13 protein-coding genes are annotated in these 17498 nt (G+C 74.7%); 9 read left to right on the forward strand and 4 right to left on the reverse strand.

Translation table 11 applies throughout. The features are described from left to right. Nucleotides 1-5: 5 nt before the first annotated feature. The 7 genes from tatA (at nucleotide 6) to LG379_RS10760 (ending at nucleotide 9594) form a co-directional block, all read left to right on the forward strand. Nucleotides 6-305 (forward strand): twin-arginine translocase TatA/TatE family subunit, encoded by a 300-nt coding sequence (gene tatA, locus LG379_RS10730; RefSeq protein ID WP_225754527.1) that lies wholly within the window; start codon nucleotides 6-8, stop codon nucleotides 303-305. A gap of 42 nt (nucleotides 306-347) precedes the next feature. Then, nucleotides 348-1109 (forward strand): twin-arginine translocase subunit TatC, encoded by a 762-nt coding sequence (gene tatC, locus LG379_RS10735; RefSeq protein ID WP_225754528.1) that lies wholly within the window; start codon nucleotides 348-350, stop codon nucleotides 1107-1109. Further along, a complete protein-coding gene (locus LG379_RS10740) occupies nucleotides 1106-2038 on the forward strand; it encodes a diacylglycerol kinase family protein (RefSeq protein ID WP_225754529.1) in 933 nt (310 codons plus the stop codon). Before tatC ends, LG379_RS10740 begins: the two co-directional genes overlap by 4 nt. 67 nt (nucleotides 2039-2105) lie before the next feature. Beyond that, nucleotides 2106-4925: an RNA helicase gene (locus LG379_RS10745; RefSeq protein ID WP_225754530.1), complete on the forward strand. Its 2820-nt coding sequence runs from the start codon at nucleotides 2106-2108 to the stop codon at nucleotides 4923-4925. Between the two features lie 46 nt (nucleotides 4926-4971). Next, a complete protein-coding gene (locus LG379_RS10750) occupies nucleotides 4972-6636 on the forward strand; it encodes an amidohydrolase (RefSeq protein ID WP_225754531.1) in 1665 nt (554 codons plus the stop codon). 461 nt (nucleotides 6637-7097) lie between these two features. After that, nucleotides 7098-8714, forward strand: a complete 1617-nt coding sequence (gene lnt / locus LG379_RS10755) for an apolipoprotein N-acyltransferase (RefSeq protein ID WP_225754532.1) — start codon at nucleotides 7098-7100, stop codon at nucleotides 8712-8714. Between the two features lie 64 nt (nucleotides 8715-8778). Next, nucleotides 8779-9594: a polyprenol monophosphomannose synthase gene (locus LG379_RS10760; RefSeq protein WP_225754533.1), complete on the forward strand. Its 816-nt coding sequence runs from the start codon at nucleotides 8779-8781 to the stop codon at nucleotides 9592-9594. A 53-nt stretch (nucleotides 9595-9647) separates the two neighbouring features. On the opposite strand, the gene LG379_RS10765 is transcribed toward LG379_RS10760, so the two are convergent. The 3 genes from LG379_RS10765 to LG379_RS10775 form a co-directional block, all read right to left on the reverse strand. Then, entirely contained in the window at nucleotides 9648-9992 is a 345-nt protein-coding gene (locus LG379_RS10765; protein WP_225754534.1) for an RNA polymerase-binding protein RbpA, read from the reverse strand. A gap of 319 nt (nucleotides 9993-10311) precedes the next feature. Beyond that, nucleotides 10312-12396, reverse strand: a complete 2085-nt coding sequence (locus LG379_RS10770; RefSeq protein WP_304522436.1) for an ABC transporter ATP-binding protein — start codon at nucleotides 12394-12396, stop codon at nucleotides 10312-10314. A 105-nt stretch (nucleotides 12397-12501) separates the two neighbouring features. Further along, nucleotides 12502-13776, reverse strand: coding sequence for an MFS transporter (locus LG379_RS10775; RefSeq protein WP_225754535.1), 1275 nt, complete (start codon nucleotides 13774-13776; stop codon nucleotides 12502-12504). An 83-nt stretch (nucleotides 13777-13859) separates the two neighbouring features. Here LG379_RS10775 and LG379_RS10780 point away from each other — a divergent pair, with 83 nt between their 5' ends. Next, a complete protein-coding gene (locus LG379_RS10780) occupies nucleotides 13860-16223 on the forward strand; it encodes an excinuclease ABC subunit UvrA (RefSeq protein WP_225754536.1) in 2364 nt (787 codons plus the stop codon). A gap of 424 nt (nucleotides 16224-16647) precedes the next feature. On the opposite strand, the gene LG379_RS10785 is transcribed toward LG379_RS10780, so the two are convergent. Next, entirely contained in the window at nucleotides 16648-17136 is a 489-nt protein-coding gene (locus LG379_RS10785; protein WP_225754537.1) for a GNAT family N-acetyltransferase, read from the reverse strand. 63 nt (nucleotides 17137-17199) lie between these two features. On the opposite strand from LG379_RS10785, the gene LG379_RS10790 reads away from it, so the two are divergent. Next, nucleotides 17200-17493: a hypothetical protein gene (locus LG379_RS10790; RefSeq protein WP_225754538.1), complete on the forward strand. Its 294-nt coding sequence runs from the start codon at nucleotides 17200-17202 to the stop codon at nucleotides 17491-17493. Nucleotides 17494-17498: the final 5 nt, after the last annotated feature.

Consider the following 17498-nt stretch of genomic DNA (forward strand, 5'->3'; position numbering starts at 1 on the left):
CCAGCATGAGACCGACCACCGTGCAGATCATCGTCCTGGTGCTGATCATCCTGCTGCTGTTCGGCGCCCGCCGCCTCCCCGAGCTGGCCCGCAGCGTCGGCCAGTCGCTGAAGATCTTCAAGAGCGAGGTCAAGGACCTCAACGACGACAACGACAAGCCGCGCGCCGTCGAGGGCCGACGGGACGACACCACGACGCAGGCCCCGACGGCCGACGGCGCGACCCCGGCCGTGAGCGAGTACCCCGCCCGGAACAGGTCGGGCGAGCAGCGCGCCGCCGACGGCGACCGCGGCCCGACCGCCTGACCTGTGGCCGCCCAACGCCGTCGGAGCAACCCCGACGGTCGGATGCCGCTGCGCGAGCACCTGCTCGAGCTGCGCCGCCGCGTGGTGCTCGCGACGATCGGCCTGCTCGTCGGCGCCGTCGTCGGCTGGTTCCTCTACGACCCCGTGATCGCCGTTCTGCAGGAACCCGTCCTGCGGCTGGAGCGTGAGGGCCTGGTCGCGCTGAACTTCGCCGGTGTGGCGACGTCGTTCGACCTCAAGGTCAAGGTGTCGCTGTTCCTCGGGGTCCTGCTGTCCAGCCCCTGGTGGATCCTCCAGCTCTGGTTGTTCGTCACGCCCGGCCTGACCCGCAGGGAGCGGCGGTCGGCCGTGGCGTTCCTCGCCGGCTCCGTCCCGCTCTTCCTCGCGGGCGCGTGGCTCGCGTGGCGGGTCCTGCCGAACGCGGTCCGTCTGCTGACCGAGTTCACGCCGGACGAGGCCACCAACCTCATCGACGCCCAGCTGTACCTGAGCTTCGTCATGCGGGTCGTCCTGGCGTTCGGGATCGCGTTCCTGCTGCCGGTCGTCATGGTGGGGCTGAACCTCGCCGGCCTCGTGCGCGGCTCCACCTGGCTCCACGGCTGGCGCTGGGCGGTCGTCCTGGTGATGACCTTCGCGGCCTTCGCGACGCCGACGCCCGACGTGGTCACGATGTTCGTCGTGGCGCTCCCGATGCTCGCCCTGTACCTCGTGGCCGTCGGGGTCTGCGTGCTGCACGACCGGCGCGACGACGCCCGCCGAGGCGCCCTGACGGCCGAGGCGGACACCACGCCGATCGACCGGTGAGCGCCCCGCTCCGGCTCGGCGTCGTCGTGAACCCCACCGCCGGCCTGGGCCGCGGCGGGCGGCGGGGTGCCGCCTTCCTCGAGGTCGCGCGACGGCGCGGTCACACCGTGCTGGACCTCTCGGGCCCGGACGCACCCACCGCGGTCCGCCGGGCACGCCAGGCGGTGGTGGACGGGCTCGACGCGCTCGTCGTCGTCGGCGGGGACGGGATGGTCCACCTCGGAGCGGGTGTCGTCGCCGGGACGGACCTTCCGCTGGGCGTCGTCCCGGCCGGCAGCGGCAACGACATCGCACGGGTCAACGGGTTGCCCACGCACGACCCCGCGGCGGCGCTCTCCGTCATGGAACGGGCCCTGGGTGACGGGGCTGACGGCGTGCGGGCCCTCGACGCCGTCTCGGTGGGCCCTCCAGGGTATGCCCAGCGCGACTGGTACCTCGGGGTCCTGTCCTGCGGGGTCGACGCGGCGGTGAACGCGCGGGCCAACACCCTGACCTGGCCCCGTGGCACGGCCCGGTACGTGCGTGCGCTCCTGACCGAGCTGCGGACGTTCCGGCCGTACGGCTACCGTCTGACGCTCGACGACGGCACGACGTGGGAGTCGACCGGCACGCTCGTCGCCGTCGCGAACGCGCCGCACTTCGGCGGGGGGATGCGGATCGCCCCGGACGCCCGGATGGACGACGGCCTCCTCGACGTGCTCGTCGCCGGCCCCCTGAGCCGCACCCAGCTCCTCACGGTCTTCCCGCGCGTCTTCTCCGGCGGGCACGTGGACCACCCCGCCTGCACCGTCCTGCGGAGCCGCAGCGTGCTCGTCGAGCCGAGCGCGCTGGGCCCCACCCCGCCGGTGGCGTACGCCGACGGCGAGCGGCTGGGTCCGCTGCCCCTGCTCGCCGAGGTGGTCCCTGGCGCCGTCCGCCTGCTCGTGTGAGGCGGCCGCCCGCGCGGACGCGCCTGCGCGCGAGCCACGGACGGGCACGTCTGCCTAGGCTGACGCCATGTCCAGCCCCGCCGAGCGGTACGCCGCCTCCCGCCAGCGGGCGGCGCAGCAGCGCACCCAGCTCGCCGCGTTCACGCGGCTCCTCGAGTTCGAGCTCGACGACTTCCAGCGCTCGGCGTGCCAGGCGCTCGAGGGCGGCCGCGGCGTGCTCGTCGCCGCCCCGACCGGCGCGGGCAAGACGGTCGTCGGCGAGTTCGCGGTGCACCTCGCCCTGGAGCAGGGCCGCAAGGCGTTCTACACGACACCCATCAAGGCGCTGAGCAACCAGAAGTACGGCGACCTCGTGCGTCGACACGGCGCCGAGAACGTCGGGCTGCTCACCGGGGACACGAGCGTCAACGGTGACGCGCCCGTCGTCGTCATGACCACCGAGGTCCTGCGGAACATGCTCTACGCCGGGTCGCCGGCGCTGGACGGGCTCGCCTTCGTCGTCATGGACGAGGTGCACTACCTCGCCGACCGGTTCCGCGGTCCCGTGTGGGAAGAGGTGATCATCCACCTGCCCGACGACGTCCAGCTGGTGTCCCTGTCCGCGACCGTCTCCAACGCCGAGGAGTTCGGCGACTGGCTCACGATGGTGCGGGGCGACACCGCCGTCGTCGTCAGCGAGGTCCGGCCCGTGCCGCTGTGGCAGCACGTCATGACGCGCGACGGCCTGTTCGACCTCTACGCGGGCCACGTCGACCCGACCGCGCCGGGGGTGGACCCGCCGATCAACCCCGACCTCGCCCAGGCCCTGCGGCGCCTGGAGCGCGCTGAGGGTCCGTACCGGGGGAGCGGCGCGGGCAACGGCGGTCCCCGGGGCCGCGGCGGACGACGGGGCCTCGTCACGGGTTCGCGGCGGCCGGCCCCGCGGTTCGCCGTCGTCGACGTCCTGGACCGGGAGGCGCTGCTGCCGGCGATCTTCTTCGTGTTCTCCCGTGCCGGGTGCGACGCCGCGGTCGAGCAGTGCCTGCGCTCGGGCCTGCGACTGACGACGGCGGAGCAGGAGGCCACGATCCGGGGCATCGTCGAGCAGCGGTGCGCCGCCGTGCCCGCCCAGGACCTGGCCGTCCTGGGCTACTGGGAGTGGAGCCAGGCGCTCGAGCGGGGCATCGCCTCCCACCACGCCGGGCTCCTGCCCCTGTTCAAGGAGACCGTCGAGGAGCTGTTCTCACGAGGACTGGTCAAGGTGGTCTTCGCGACGGAGACCCTCGCACTCGGCATCAACATGCCGGCACGGTCGGTCGTCCTCGACAAGCTCACGAAGTGGGACGGGTCGGCGCACCTCGACATCACGCCGGGGGAGTACACGCAGCTCACCGGTCGGGCGGGGCGACGCGGGATCGACGTGGAGGGGCACGCCGTCGTCGTCGACCACGGCGCGCTCGACCCGGTCGCGCTCGCCGGGCTGGCCTCGCGGCGCACGTACCCCCTCCGCTCCAGCTTCCGGCCCACGTACAACATGGCGGTCAACCTCGTCGCGCAGGTGGGTCGCGAGCGGGCCCGGGAGGTGCTGGAGACGTCGTTCGCCCAGTTCCAGGCCGACCGCGCCGTCGTCGGGCTGGCGCGGCAGGCCCAGGCGCACGCTGAGGCGCTCGACGGGTACGCCAAGGCGATGGAGTGCCACCTCGGCGACTTCGCCGAGTACTCCCGCATCCGGCGTCAGCTGACCGACCGCGAGGGGGACCTGTCCCGGGAGGCCGCCCGCGCGCGGCGCGCCGAGGCACGCGCGAGCCTGGAGCAGCTGCGCGTCGGGGACGTCGTGGAGATCCCCGGCGGGCGGCGCGCCGGCTACGCGGTGGTGCTCGACCCGGGCCGCGACGCCGGGCTGGACGGGCCCCGGCCCACGGTGCTCACCGCCGAGCGGCAGGTGCGGACGCTGACCGCGGCCGACCTCGACCGCGGCGTCCGGACGGTGAGCTCCGTGCGGGTGCCGAAGCAGTTCTCGCCCCGCAACGCCGCCCACAAGCGCGACCTCGCCTCCGCGCTGCGCAGCGCCCTGGCGGACCCGGCCCGGCTCGTGCGGCCGGACCGCTCCGCCGCCGGCGCCCGCGGGGACCGGTCGCCCGCCGCCGACGACGCCACGGTCGCGGGCCTGCGCCGTCGACTGCGCGCCCACCCGTGCCACGGCTGCTCCGAGCGCGAGGACCACGCCCGGTGGGCGGAGCGCTACCACCGGCTCAAGCGCGAGCACGACGCACTCGTGCGTCGCATCGACGGGCGTACGAGCTCGATCGCCCGCGTCTTCGACCGCATCTGCGACGTCCTCTCCGAGACCGGCTACCTGGAGGACGCCGACGACGACGGGCGGACGCGCCTGCGCGTCACCTCCTCGGGCCAGTGGCTCCGGCGCCTGTACGCGGAGAGCGACCTCCTCGTCGCCGAGTGCCTGCGGCGCGGCGTCTGGGACGGGCTGGACGCCCCGAGCCTCGCCGCCGTCGTCTCGACGGTCGTCTTCGAGGCGCGTCGCGAGGAGCGCGAGCACGTGCCGCAGGTCCCCGGCGGGCCGCAGGGCCGGCTCGGGCAGGCGCTCGACGAGACGGTGCGCGTCTGGTCGAGGCTGGAGGACCTGGAGCTCGCGCACCGCCTGCAGACGACGCGTCCCCTGGACACCGGCCTGGTGGAGCCCATCCACCGCTGGGCCTCAGGACGCAGCCTCGGCACCGTCCTGCAGTCGACGGAGCTGGCGGCCGGGGACTTCGTGCGCTGGTGCAAGCAGGTCATCGACCTGCTCGACCAGATCGGTCAGGCGGCACCGTCCTCGGCGACGCGCACCACGGCCCGCCGTGCCGTCGACCAGCTGCGTCGGGGCGTCGTGGCGTACAGCTCCGTCTGAGCGGCCGCCCGGGGGAGCAGGGGCGCGGGTGCGTTAGCGTCCCACGGTGACCTCCTCCAGCCCCCGCTCCGTGCTGTACCGCGGCGGCGTCGTCCACTCGGCCGCGGCCCCCTTCGCGGAGGCCGTGCTCGTCGCCGACGGTCGGGTCGCCTGGCTGGGCGGCGACGACAGCGCCCACACCGTGCAGGACGGGGCGGACGAGGTGGTCGACCTCGACGGCGCGCTGGTCGCCCCGGCGTTCGTCGACGCGCACGTCCACGTCCTGGAGACGGCACTCGCCCTCACCGGGGTGGACCTGTCCGTCGGGGCGGGCGTCGCGACGCTCGACGCGGCCCTCGACCGGGTGGCAGCGGCCGCACGAGCGCTCCCCGCGGGGGCCACGCTGCTCGGGCACGGGTGGGACGAGACGGCCTGGCCCGAGGGCCGACCCCCGACGCGTGCGGAGGTCGACCGCGCCACCGGCGGCCGGCCGGCGTACCTCGCACGCACGGACGTGCACTCCGCCGTGGTCGGCGGGGCGCTGTCCGAGCCGCTCACCACCCTCCGTGGCTGGCGCGAGGACGGCTGGGTGACCGACGACGCCCACCGCGCCGCCCGGGCCGCGACCCGGCGGCCGGGGGAGACCACCCGGGCCGCGCTGTACCGCACGGCGCTGCGCGCCGCGGCGGCGCAGGGCGTCGTCAGCGTGCACGAGCACAGCGCGCCGTCCTTCGACACCCGCGAGGGCCTCGCCGCCCTGCTGGCGATGACGGCCGACGCGGCGTCCGGACTGCCGCTCGTCGTCGGCTACCGCGCGGAGCTCCTGCGGGAGGTGGAGGCGGCCCGTGACCTGCTCGCGTCCGTCCCCGGCCTCACCGGCATCGGCGGGGACCTCACCGTGGACGGGTCGCTCGGCTCGTGGACCGCGGCGCTCCGCACGCCGTACGCCGACCGCCCGGCGACGAGCGGCGTCCTCGAGCTGGACGCCGACGACGTCGCCGCCCACCTCGTCGCCGCCTCGCTCGCCCGCGTGCAGGTGGCGTTCCACGCCATCGGCGACCGCGCCCTCGACGCCGTGCTCGACGGCGTGCGCGTCGCGCTCGCCGGACCCGACGCGCGCGACGTCCGCGGCTCGGGCGCCCGCGTCGAGCACGCCGAGATGGCCGACGACGACGCGGTGGCCGCCCTGGCCGCTCTCGGGCTGTCCGCGAGCGTGCAGCCGCTCTTCGACGCCCGGTGGGGCGGGACGGAGGGCATGTACGCCCAGCGCCTCGGAGCGGACCGCGCCGGCCGGCTCAACCGCTTCGCCGACCTCGCGGCGGCCGGTGTGCCCCTGGCACTGGGCTCGGACAGCCCGGTGACGCCGGTGGACCCCTGGGCGGCGGTCAGCGCCGCGGTGCACCACCGGACGTCCGGTCAGCGGATCACCGCCCGGGCCGCGTTCCGGGCGCACACGCGCGGCGGCTGGCGCCTGGCCCGCCTCGAGCACCTGGGCGCCGGCGAGATCCGGCTCGGCGCGCCGGCGCACCTCGCGATCTGGGACGCCCCGGCGCTCACGGTGCAGGCGCCCGACCCCGGCCGGGCGGCCTGGAGCACGGATGTCCGGGCGGGCAGCCCGCTGCTGCCGGAGCTGCCCGACCCGGCGCAGCTGGCTGCCGGTGAGGGCCGGCCCCGCTGCCTGCGCACCCTGCGCGACGGTGTCGTGCTGCACGACGTGCTGGACGCGCGCTGACCCCCGCGCGGGCCGACGCGGGCCGACGCGAGGCCGACGCGGGCCGACCCACAGCGCCGCGCGACACGCCGGAGGACACGCCGAGAGGCCGGTCGAGGACGGGCCGGACCGGACCCACCTGACCTGCCCGGACGGCGCTGACCTGGACGTTCGGCCCCTTGACGCGACGCGTGGAGCGGCTATGTTCGCGGGTGTTGTCCCATGGCGGAGCCGGTCCCAGAGACGGGCCCGAGGGGCATCGCGGACCCCGGCTGGGCCCGCGTGTTCAGTAGACAACGGACGGCGTGCGGGGGCGTGGAGACACCGCCCGTGCGCCGTCCGGTCCGAAGGACACGCGGGCCAGTCGGCCGGTCGCCGGACAGCGCGGTCCGGCCCGGCCCGACCGTCCCCGTCCCGCCCCCCGCCCGGACGGCCGCGTCCCTGGGCCGTCGCACCCCTTCCGCTTGGTTAGGCTCGACGCCGTGCCCATCCCCGAGCCGCGTCGCCTGACGTCCGTGGTCCTGGCGGCCCTGGGCGGGCTCGCGACGGACGCCGCGTTCCCCGGCCTGGGCTGGTGGCCCCTGGCCCTCGTGGGTGTCGCCCTGCTCTTCCTGGCGCTCGGCCGGGACAGCGCGCGCTGGAACACCCTGGTCGGCACGGTCTACGGGCTGTGCTTCTTCCTCCCGCACATCCTGTGGGCCGAGTACGCCGTCGGCGCAGTGCCCTGGGTCGCCCTCTCGGTCCTGGAGGCCGGTTTCGTCGGGCTCCTCGGCGCGGGGTGGTCGTGGGCACGGCGCGGCGCCGCGATCTGGTGGCGCGCCCGGTGGCAGGTCCCGGCGTTCGCGGTGCTGTGGGTCGGCATGGAGGAGCTGCGGTCGGTCTGGCCCTTCGGCGGCTTCCCCTGGGGACGGCTCGCGTTCTCCCAGGCGGACTCGCCGCTGGCCCGCTGGGCGTGGGCGGGCGGTGTGCCGCTCCTGTCGCTGCTCGTCGTCGGGGGCGGTGTCCTCGTGGCGCTCGCCGTCCTCGCCCTGCGCCGGCTGGACCTCGGCGCCGCCAGTGGTGCGCTCCTCCTCGTGGCCGTCGTCGTGGGGTCCGGCCTGCTCGTGCCGCTGGACACCCGCGACGAGGTCGGGCGGCTCGCGGTCGGTGCGGTGCAGGGCAACGTGCCCAACCGCGGGCTGGACTCCTTCTCCCAGCAGCGCGAGGTCCTGGAGAACCACGTGGCGGGGACGTACGCGCTGGCGCAGCAGGAGGGCGCGGGGGCGCTCGACGTGGTCCTCTGGCCGGAGAACGGCTCGGACATCGACCCCCGCGTCGACGCCGACGCCGCCGAGCTCGTGACCGGTGCCGCGCGCGCCGTCGGGGCACCGGTGCTCGTGGGCACCCTGGAGTACCCCGCCGACGGCGGCCGGTACAACGTCACGCTCCTGTGGGACCCCGAGACCGGCCCCGGACCCGTCTACGCCAAGCAGCGCCCGGCGCCGTTCGCCGAGTACATCCCCTTCCGCGACGTAGCGCGTCGGTTCTCGGACGCGGTCGACCGGGTCCGGACCGACATGCTGCCCGGCACCGAGCCCGCGGTCCTCGACGTGCCCGTCGAGCGGCTGGGTCGGGACGTGCGGCTCGGCGTCGGGATCTGCTTCGAGGTCGCCTACGACCGGATCATCCGCGAGTCGGTCCAGCGCGGGGCGGAGCTGCTGGTCATCCCGACGAACAACGCCACGTTCGGCCTCACCGACGAGTCCACCCAGCAGCTGGCGATGTCGCGGATCCGGGCCATCGAGCACGGCCGTGCGACGGTGCAGATCTCCACCGTCGGCGTGAGCGCCCTCATCACCCCCAACGGCCGCGTGCTGGACGAGACGGAGCTCTTCACCGCCGCCACGCTCACCGACGACCTCGCCCTGCGGACGACCCTGACGCCCGCGACGCGGTACGGGGACGTCCTCACGTGGACGCTGCGGGTCCTCGCCGTCGTCGTCGTCGCCTCGGGCGCAGCGGGGGCGATGCGGACGCGGCGCGAGCACGGTCGCACGCCGGATCGGCCGGCCCGGCCCGCGGCCCGGCGCGCCTCAGCGGCCCGGAGCGGAGCCCGGTGAGGCCGCGACGTGGTGCGATCCGTGGCGCGGCCCCCGTCCGCACGATCGCGGGCATGATCGCGCGGTGAGCGACCACACCCCCCCGGCGGCGGAGGTGCGCGGAGGCGTCCTCGTCGTCGTGCCCACCTACGACGAGGCCACGACGCTGCCGACGACGCTCGCCCGTCTGCGCGCCGCCGTGCCCGACGCGCACGTGCTCGTCGTCGACGACGGCAGTCCCGACGGCACCGGTGACGTGGCGGACCGTCTGGCGCACGGCGACGCCGCCGTGGACGTCCTCCACCGGCCCGGCAAGCAGGGACTGGGGTCTGCGTACGTGGCCGGCTTCCGGTGGGCGCTGGACCGCGGGGCCGCCGTGGTGGTGGAGATGGACGCGGACGGCTCGCACCAGCCGGAGGAGCTGCCGCGGCTGCTGGCGGCGCTCCACGGACCTGCCGGGCCGGGCCTGGTCATCGGCTCGCGCTGGGTCCCGGGCGGGCGCGTCGTCAACTGGCCGCGCCACCGGGAGGTGCTGTCCCGGGCGGGGAACACCTACACGCGGCTCGCCCTCGGCATGCCGGTGCGGGACGCGACGGCGGGCTTCCGGGCGTTCCGCGCCGACGTCCTCGCCGCTCTGCCGCTCGGCGAGGTGGCGTCGGAGGGCTACTGCTTCCAGGTGGACCTGGCCTGGCGCGTCGTCCGGGGCGGGGGAGTGGTCCAGGAGGTGCCGATCACCTTCGTCGAGCGCGCGGAGGGCCGCAGCAAGATGAGTCGCGCGATCGTGCGCGAGGCGCTCGTCCGCGTGACGCTGTGGGGCATCGAGCGGCACCTCCGTGCCGCCGCCCGAGCGGTGGTGGGCGCCGCCGGGGCCGTGGGTCACAGGGTCGGGCGGCGGACATGACGACGGCCGCCACCGTGACGGTGGCGGCCGGTCGACCGGGGTGGTGCCGGGCGTCAGGCGGAGCGGCGCAGCTTGCCGGCGCGCAGGAGCTCCAGACGCTCGGCGAGCAGGTCCTCGAGCTCGCCGACGGTGCGGCGCTCGAGCAACATGTCCCAGTGTGTGCGCTGCGGCTTGCCGGCCTTCGGCTCGGGCTTGCTCGCGTCGCGGAGCAGGGCCTCCTCGCCGCACCGGCACTCCCACACGACGGGGACGTCCGCCTCGGTGGAGAACGGCAGGACGATCTGGTGCCCGTTCGGGCAGTCGTAGTACGCCTGGAGGCGAGGAGCGAACTCGACGCCGTCCTCCGACTCCATGCTGTTCGCGCCGATGCGCATACCCCGCAGGGATCGGTCAGCCATGTGAGGCCTCCGTTCTGGCGGCTGAGACGGCGACGAGGGGGTCGCCGAGAAAGTGGGTGTCCTTCTGGCCCAACGCCCCGTCCGGGTGTTCTGTTCCGCCGCCCCGTGAACGTCTGGTGAACGCTCGCGGTGCGGGCGGACGACGCCGGGCGGGTCGCCTGCCCCGGGCCACGCGGCCCGCGGCAGGCTGGAGAGCCGTGCCGGGACCACGGTCCCGTGTCGGGGGGTCGGGCGCAACCGCTCGCCGCCCGGGCACGGCGCTGACGGCTCGGCGGGCTCTCAGGACCACGCCACCTCGCACCCGGCAGCCGGCGACCCGTCAGGAGTACCGGGGGAGGACGACGCCGTCCGTGAACATCACGCCGTCGGCGAACCGCGCCTCCACGCTGCCGCCGCCGAACTGCTCCGCGTGCAGGCGGGCGTACAGCCCCCCGTGCGCGACCAGCTCGTCGTGCGTGCCGCGCTCGACGACGCGGCCGTCGTCCACGACGAGGATGACGTCGGCGTGCCGGATGGTCGAGAGGCGGTGCGCGATGGCGATCGTCGTACGGCCGGCCATCACGGTGGTGAGCGCCTGCTGGACGAGCCGCTCGGACGCGGTGTCCAGCGCGGACGTCGCCTCGTCCAGGACGAGGACGCGGGGGTTCTTGAGCAGCACGCGGGCGATGGCGAGACGCTGCTTCTCCCCGCCCGAGAGGCGGTACCCGCGCTCGCCCACCGTCGTGGCGTACCCGTCGGCGAAGGCCATGACGCGGTCGTGGATGTTCGCGGCCCGCGCGGCCCGTTCCAGGTCCTCGTCGCTCGCGTCCGGACGCGCGTAGCGCAGGTTCTCGGCGATGCTCGCGTGGAACAGGTACGGGTCCTGCGTGACGACACCGACGACGTCCGCGAGGGAGCCCAGCGTGAGGTCGCGGACGTCCGTGCCGTCCACGCGGACGACGCCCCGGTCGACGTCGTACAGCCGTGGCACCAGATGCGTCAGGGTCGTCTTCCCCGCCCCCGACGGGCCGACGAGCGCGGCCACCTGGCCGGGCTCGATACGGAACGAGACCCCGCGCACGACCCACGGACCGCGCGGCGCAGGGCCGTCGTCGGCCGGTGCCTCGTCGGCCGGCCGCGGCCCTGCGACCGGGGCAGGGAGGGGGGCTGCTGCGCCCCGTCCACCGAGGGGAGCGGCTCCGTAGGCCATCAGGGCGCCGTGCCCACCCATGCCTCCGCCCATGCCCCCGCCCATTCCTCCGCCCATGCGGGACCCGCTCCCGCCCCGTGCCGGCACCGGGTCCGGCGTCGTCAGCCGCGGGGGCGCGGGGTAGGCGAACCAGACCTCGTCGAGCTCGACGCTGCCGCGCACCTCCTCCGGGTCGAGCACCGTGGCCCCCGGCCGGTCCTGGATCGCGGGGACGAGGTCCAGGTACTCGAAGATCCGGCGGAACAGCGCCAGCGACGTCTGGACCTCCAGCGCGACGCGCATGAGCGCGATGACCGGCATGAGAAGGCGGGCCTGGAGCGTGGAGAAGGCCACGAGCGTCCCCGCGGAGACCGGCGAGCCGCCGGAGATCATGAACCCCGCCGCGAGGTAGACGAGGGCCGGGGTGACGGCCAGGAACGCCGTGACGACACCGAAGAAGCCCTGCCCGGCCATCGCGAGGCGCACCTGGAGGTCGACCTGCCGCTCGTTCTCCTCGCGGTAGCGCGCGACCTCCGCGTCCGACCGGTTGAACACCTTGGCGAGCAGCACGCCGGAGACGCTCAACGCCTCCTCTGTGATGCTCGTCATGTCCGAGAGGGACTCCTGGGCACGGCGCGCCAGGACCTGCCGACGGGCGCCGACGCGCCGCTGCAGCGCGACGAACACCGGCAGGAGCGCCACCGCGACGAGGGTGAGCTGCCAGGACAGCAGCAGCATCGCGACCAGCGACGCGATGACCGTGACGGCGTTGGACAGGATCCCGGCGGCGGTCGTCGTGAGGACGGAGCGCACGCCGCCGACGTCGTTGGCCAGCCGGGACTGGATGGAGCCCGTCCGGGTGGCCGTGAAGAAGGCCAGCTCCATGCGCTCGAGGTGCTCGAACAGCCGGCCTCGGAGGTCGGCCATGGCGCGGTTGCCGATGGTCGTCGTCAGCCAGGTCTGGAGCACGCCCACGCCGGAGCTGAGCAGCGGCGCGAGCACCATGGCGCCGACGAGGAGCCCGAGGAGGCGCAGGTCGACCCCCGAGCCGTCGAGGGGGAAGAGGGCGCGGTCGAAGACGGCCTGCGTCAGGAACGGGATCGTGATGCCGAGCGCCGCACCGACGAGGATCGTCACCGCGACGAGCACGAGGCGGCTGCGGTGCGGGGCGAGGAGCGCGCCGATGCGACGCAGCAGCTCACCGTCCGTGGGCACGGTGGTCACCGGGCGCGTCATCGGGCTCCTCGGGTGGGGGACGGGCTCGTCCAGGGTGCCTCAGTCGTCGCGGCGGCGGGGCGGCGTCCGCTCAGGGCGTGACAGCGGGGCCCGACCGCGGCGCCGTCACGGCGTGGGGTGGAGGGCGTCGTACCGCCGGAAGCCCGGCTGCAGCACGGCGAAGAGGGCGACGCCGACGGCGCACGCGATCCCGCCGATGATCGCGGCGCGGGCCTCGTCGGTGAGCTCGGCGAGCGTGCCGAGCACGACGTCCCCGAGCCGTGGCCCGCCCGCCACGACGACGATGAAGATGCCCTGGAGGCGGCCCCGGAGGGCGTCGGGCGTGGCCGCCTGGAGGATCGTCGAGCGGAAGACGGCACTGATGGTGTCCGCAGTCCCCGCGAGCACCATGCACGCCGCCGCCGGCCACAGCGCCACGGTGGCGCCGCCGCCGGCCGTCGGGACGGGGGAGAGGGCCACCACCACGCCGAAGGCCACCACGGACGCCGCCCAGCCGAGCACCGCGACGACGACGGCGAGCCCCTGGCGCCGCACCCGGCCGAGCGGCCCCGACAGCACCCCGGCGAGGATCGAGCCGACGGCGATGCCGGCCGTCAGGACCCCGACCGTCCGCGCGCCGCCACCGATGAGCACCGCGCCGATCGCGGGGAACAGCACCCGCGGCATCGCGAGCACCATGGCGGCCAGGTCGACGACGAACGTGCCGCGCACGGTCGGGCGACCGCGCAGGAACCGCAGCCCCTCCAGGACGGACCGCAGGCCCGCCCGGCGGACGTCCCCCTCGGGCAGCAGCGGCGGCAGGGCACGCAGGCTGAGCAGTGCGACCCCGAGCAGGACGACCTCGACGACGTAGGCCCAGCCGTAGCCCGCCCAGCCGACGAGCACGCCTGCGAGCAGCGGACCGATCGTCATCGCCACGCCGAACGACAGGCTGGACAGCGCGTTCGCCGCCGGCAGGAGGTGCAGCCCCACGAGCCGCGGGACGACGGCGGTCCGCGCGGGGGAGTTGATCGCGAAGAGCCCGTTCTGCACCGCCACGAGCGCATAGAGGACGCGGACGTCCTGCAGGTCCGCGAACGCCTGCGCGGTGAGGGCGACGCCCACGAGGGTGAGGCCGCCCGCGGTGAGGAGGATGACGCGGCGCCGGTCGTACGCGTCGACGACGGCGCCGCCGTACAGGCCGAGCAGCACGAGCGGGACGAGGCCGAAGAGGCCGACCAGACCCACGCTCGCCGTCGAGCCGGTGATGTCGTACACCTGCAGACCGACGACGACGGTCGTCAGCGCGGTGCCGATGCCGGACAGCGAGGTGCCGAGCCACATCCGCCGGTAGGGGAGGCTCACCCGCAGCGGGGTGAGGTCCATGAGGAGCGCCGGCACGGGGACCATTGTGCGGTCCCGGCGGGGGCGTGCCCGCCGGGAGACGGTGGACGGGCACGTCGCCGGCTCGCGAGGATGCCTGCATGTCATCGACGACGACAGCCCACCCCGCCGACAGCCACGACCTCATCCGGGTCCACGGTGCCCGGGAGAACAACCTCAAGGACGTCGACGTCGAGATCCCCAAGCGACGGCTCACGGTCTTCACCGGCGTGTCCGGGTCGGGGAAGAGCTCCCTGGTCTTCGACACGATCGCGGCCGAGTCGCAGCGGATGATCAACGAGACGTACAGCGCCTTCCTCCAGGGCTTCATGCCGAACCTCGCCCGGCCCGACGTCGACGTCCTCGACGGCCTGACCACGGCGATCGTCGTCGACCAGGAGCGCATGGGCGCGAACGCGCGGTCGACCGTGGGCACCGCGACGGACGTCAACGCGCTCCTGCGCATCCTGTTCAGCCGCCTCGGCCGGCCGCACATCGGCGGCCCGCAGGCCTTCTCCTTCAACGTGGCGTCGATGACGGCGGTCGGCCAGGTCAAGGTCGACAAGGGCGACGCGACGACGCCCGAGAAGCGCGAGTTCTCCGTCACGGGCGGCATGTGCCCGCGGTGCGAGGGCATGGGCTCGGTCAGCGACATCGACCTCGCGCAGCTGTACGACCCGGCACGATCGCTCGCGGACGGTGCGATCACCGTCCCGGGGTACAGCGCCGACGGGTGGTACGGGCGGATCTTCGGCGCCGTCGTGCCGGCCGACGTGCCAATCGAGCAGTTCTCGAAGCGGCAGCTCCAGGAGTTCCTCCACGGCGCGCCGCGCAGGATCAAGGTCGAGGGCATCAACCTCACGTACGAGGGCCTCGTGCCGAAGATCCAGAAGTCGATGCTGTCCAAGGACGTCGACTCGCTCCAGCCGCACGTCCGGGCGTTCGTGGAGCGGGCCGTGACGTTCACGGCGTGCCCCGAGTGCGACGGCACGCGCCTCAGCGCGGCGGCGCGGTCCTCGACGATCGACGGCGTGAGCATCGCCGACGCGTGCGCCATGCAGATCACGGACCTCGCCGCCTGGGTGCGCGGCCTCGACGAGCCGTCCGTCGCCCCGCTGCTCGGCGGGCTGCGGCACCACCTCGACTCGTTCGTGGAGATCGGGCTCGGCTACCTGTCGCTGGACCGGCCCTCCGGGACCCTCTCCGGCGGCGAGGCGCAGCGCACCAAGATGATCCGCCACCTCGGCTCGGCCCTCACGGACGTCACCTACGTGTTCGACGAGCCGACCATCGGCCTGCACCCGCACGACATCCAGCGGATGAACGACCTGCTGCGGCGGCTGCGCGACAAGGGCAACACCGTGCTCGTCGTCGAGCACAAGCCCGAGGTCATCGCCGTCGCGGACCACGTCGTCGACCTCGGGCCGGGTGCCGGGACGGCCGGGGGAGAGGTGGTGTTCGAGGGCACCGTCGAGCGGCTGCGGGCCAGCGGCACGCTCACGGGCCGGCACCTGGACGACCGCGCCACCCTGAAGCCGGCGGTGCGGACGCCGTCGGGCCGGCTCGAGGTGCGGGGCGCGAGCGCGAACAACCTGCGGGACGTCGACGTCGACATCCCGCTCGGAGTGCTCGTCGCGGTGACGGGCGTGGCCGGGTCCGGGAAGAGCTCGCTCATCCACGGGTCGGTCTCGGGTCGCGACGGCGTGGTCACGGTCGACCAGGCGGCGATCCGGGGGTCGCGGCGGAGCAACCCCGCGACCTACACCGGGCTGCTCGAGCCCGTCCGCAAGGCGTTCGCGAAGGCCAACGGTGTGAAGCCGGCGCTGTTCAGCGCCAACTCCGAGGGTGCCTGCCCGGTGTGCAACGGCGCCGGGGTCATCTACACGGACCTCGGTGTCATGGCGACGGTCGCGACGACCTGCGAGGAGTGCGAGGGGCGCCGGTTCAGCGCGTCCGTCCTGGAGTACCGCCTGGGTGGCCGGGACATCAGCGAGGTGCTCGCGATGCCGGTGACCGAGGCCGAGACGTTCTTCGCCGACGGCGAGGCGCGCACCCCGGCCGCGCACGCGGTGCTCAGGCGCCTCGCCGACGTCGGCCTGGGGTACCTCACGCTCGGGCAGCCGCTGACGACGCTGTCCGGCGGTGAGCGCCAGCGGCTGAAGCTCGCGACCCACATGGCGGCCAAGGGTGGGGTGTACGTCCTCGACGAGCCGACGACCGGCCTGCACCTGGCGGACGTCGAGCAGCTGCTGGGCCTGCTGGACCGGCTCGTGGACTCGGGCACCAGCGTCGTCGTCATCGAGCACCACCAGGCGGTCATGGCGCACGCGGACTGGATCATCGACCTCGGACCGGGCGCCGGGCACGACGGCGGGCGCGTCGTCTTCGAGGGCACGCCGACGGACCTCGTGGCAGCGCGGTCGACGCTGACAGGGGAGCACCTCGCCGCCTACGTCGGCGCGTGAGAGGACTGTCGAACAGATGTTGCCCTGACGCTTGCGACGGATACGGCCGATGAGTCGAGCACCTTGGTGCATGCCCGCGCAGTGTCGGTGCGGTGGCACGGCGCGTCCGGGGTCAGCTGAGCAGCGCGACGCAGAGGTAGCCGAGCGGTACTGCGGTGGGAGCGAGCAGCACCGACACGCTCACGCCCAGCAGTCTTGTCGGTACGGGGCGGCGGGGCGTCGTATCAGTCGCAAGCGTTAGGGCGAACAGATGTTCGATTCTCGTCCGGGGCCCACCGACCTGGACGTGGTGGAAGCGCACGACGACGACGCTAGCCGTCACGGTTGGTGAGAGGGGTCAAGCCCAGAGCCCCGGTTCCGAACAGGCGCGATCGCGCACATCCCGGCCGCCGATAAGTGACATTATGTCAGGCCACTTTGGCGCTCAGGCCTCCGGCGACTCCCCGGCCCACCGCACGTCCACGCCTGTCGCGGCGTGTGGCGAGGGCACCCGTTCCCCCGTCGGACGGAGGCCGCACCGCGCGAGGAACGCCGCGACCCCGGCGTCGTCCGGAGCCCACGCCGTCACGCGGGACGCGCCGCACGCGGCGGCTCCTTCGGCGGCGGCCGCGACCAGGGCACGGCCTGCGCCGCGACGCCGGGCCTCGGGCGCCACCCAGAGCCCGGCCAGGTGCCGCTCCCCCGCCGGTGCGCCCGGCTCCTCGATCATGGACAGGAGCCCCACGTCCGCGCCGTCGTCAGCGACGACCGCCCACCACGTCGCCCCGCGGAGCCGGAGGCGCCAGTGGCTCTCGAGAAACCCGCCCTCCCGCGCGAGGGCCCAGCCGAAGACGTCCGGCTGCTCGACGACGCAGCGCAGGCGCAAGGACTGCAGCCGGCGCCAGTCGCCCTCGGTCAGCTCGTCCACGCGCATGCGACACAGCCTGCCAGGGGCCGGGTCCGGCGTGCGGGAGCCGCGGTCTGCCACGCTGGGCGCATGAGCGAACGCGACGACCTGTCCCCTGACGACCGCCGCACTCCGCACACCGACGCCTCGACGTCCGACGCCACCGAGACGGGTCCCGGCGAGGGCACGACCCCGGTGCACGAGCGCTGGTGGTGGACGGGCGCGTTCCGCGCCGTCCTCGGCGGCGTCGTCGTCGCGTACCAGTGGCCCATCCTGACCTCCGGCGAGGCCATCGTCTGGAACTGGGTGCTCGCCGGGGTCGGGGCCGCGATCGTCGTCTGGGGCGGCTGGCTGGTGCTCACGGCGTACCGCAGCCGCACCTGACGCGC

Source organism: Actinotalea sp. Marseille-Q4924 (assembly GCF_916618755.1).
GTDB lineage: Bacteria > Actinomycetota > Actinomycetes > Actinomycetales > Cellulomonadaceae > Actinotalea.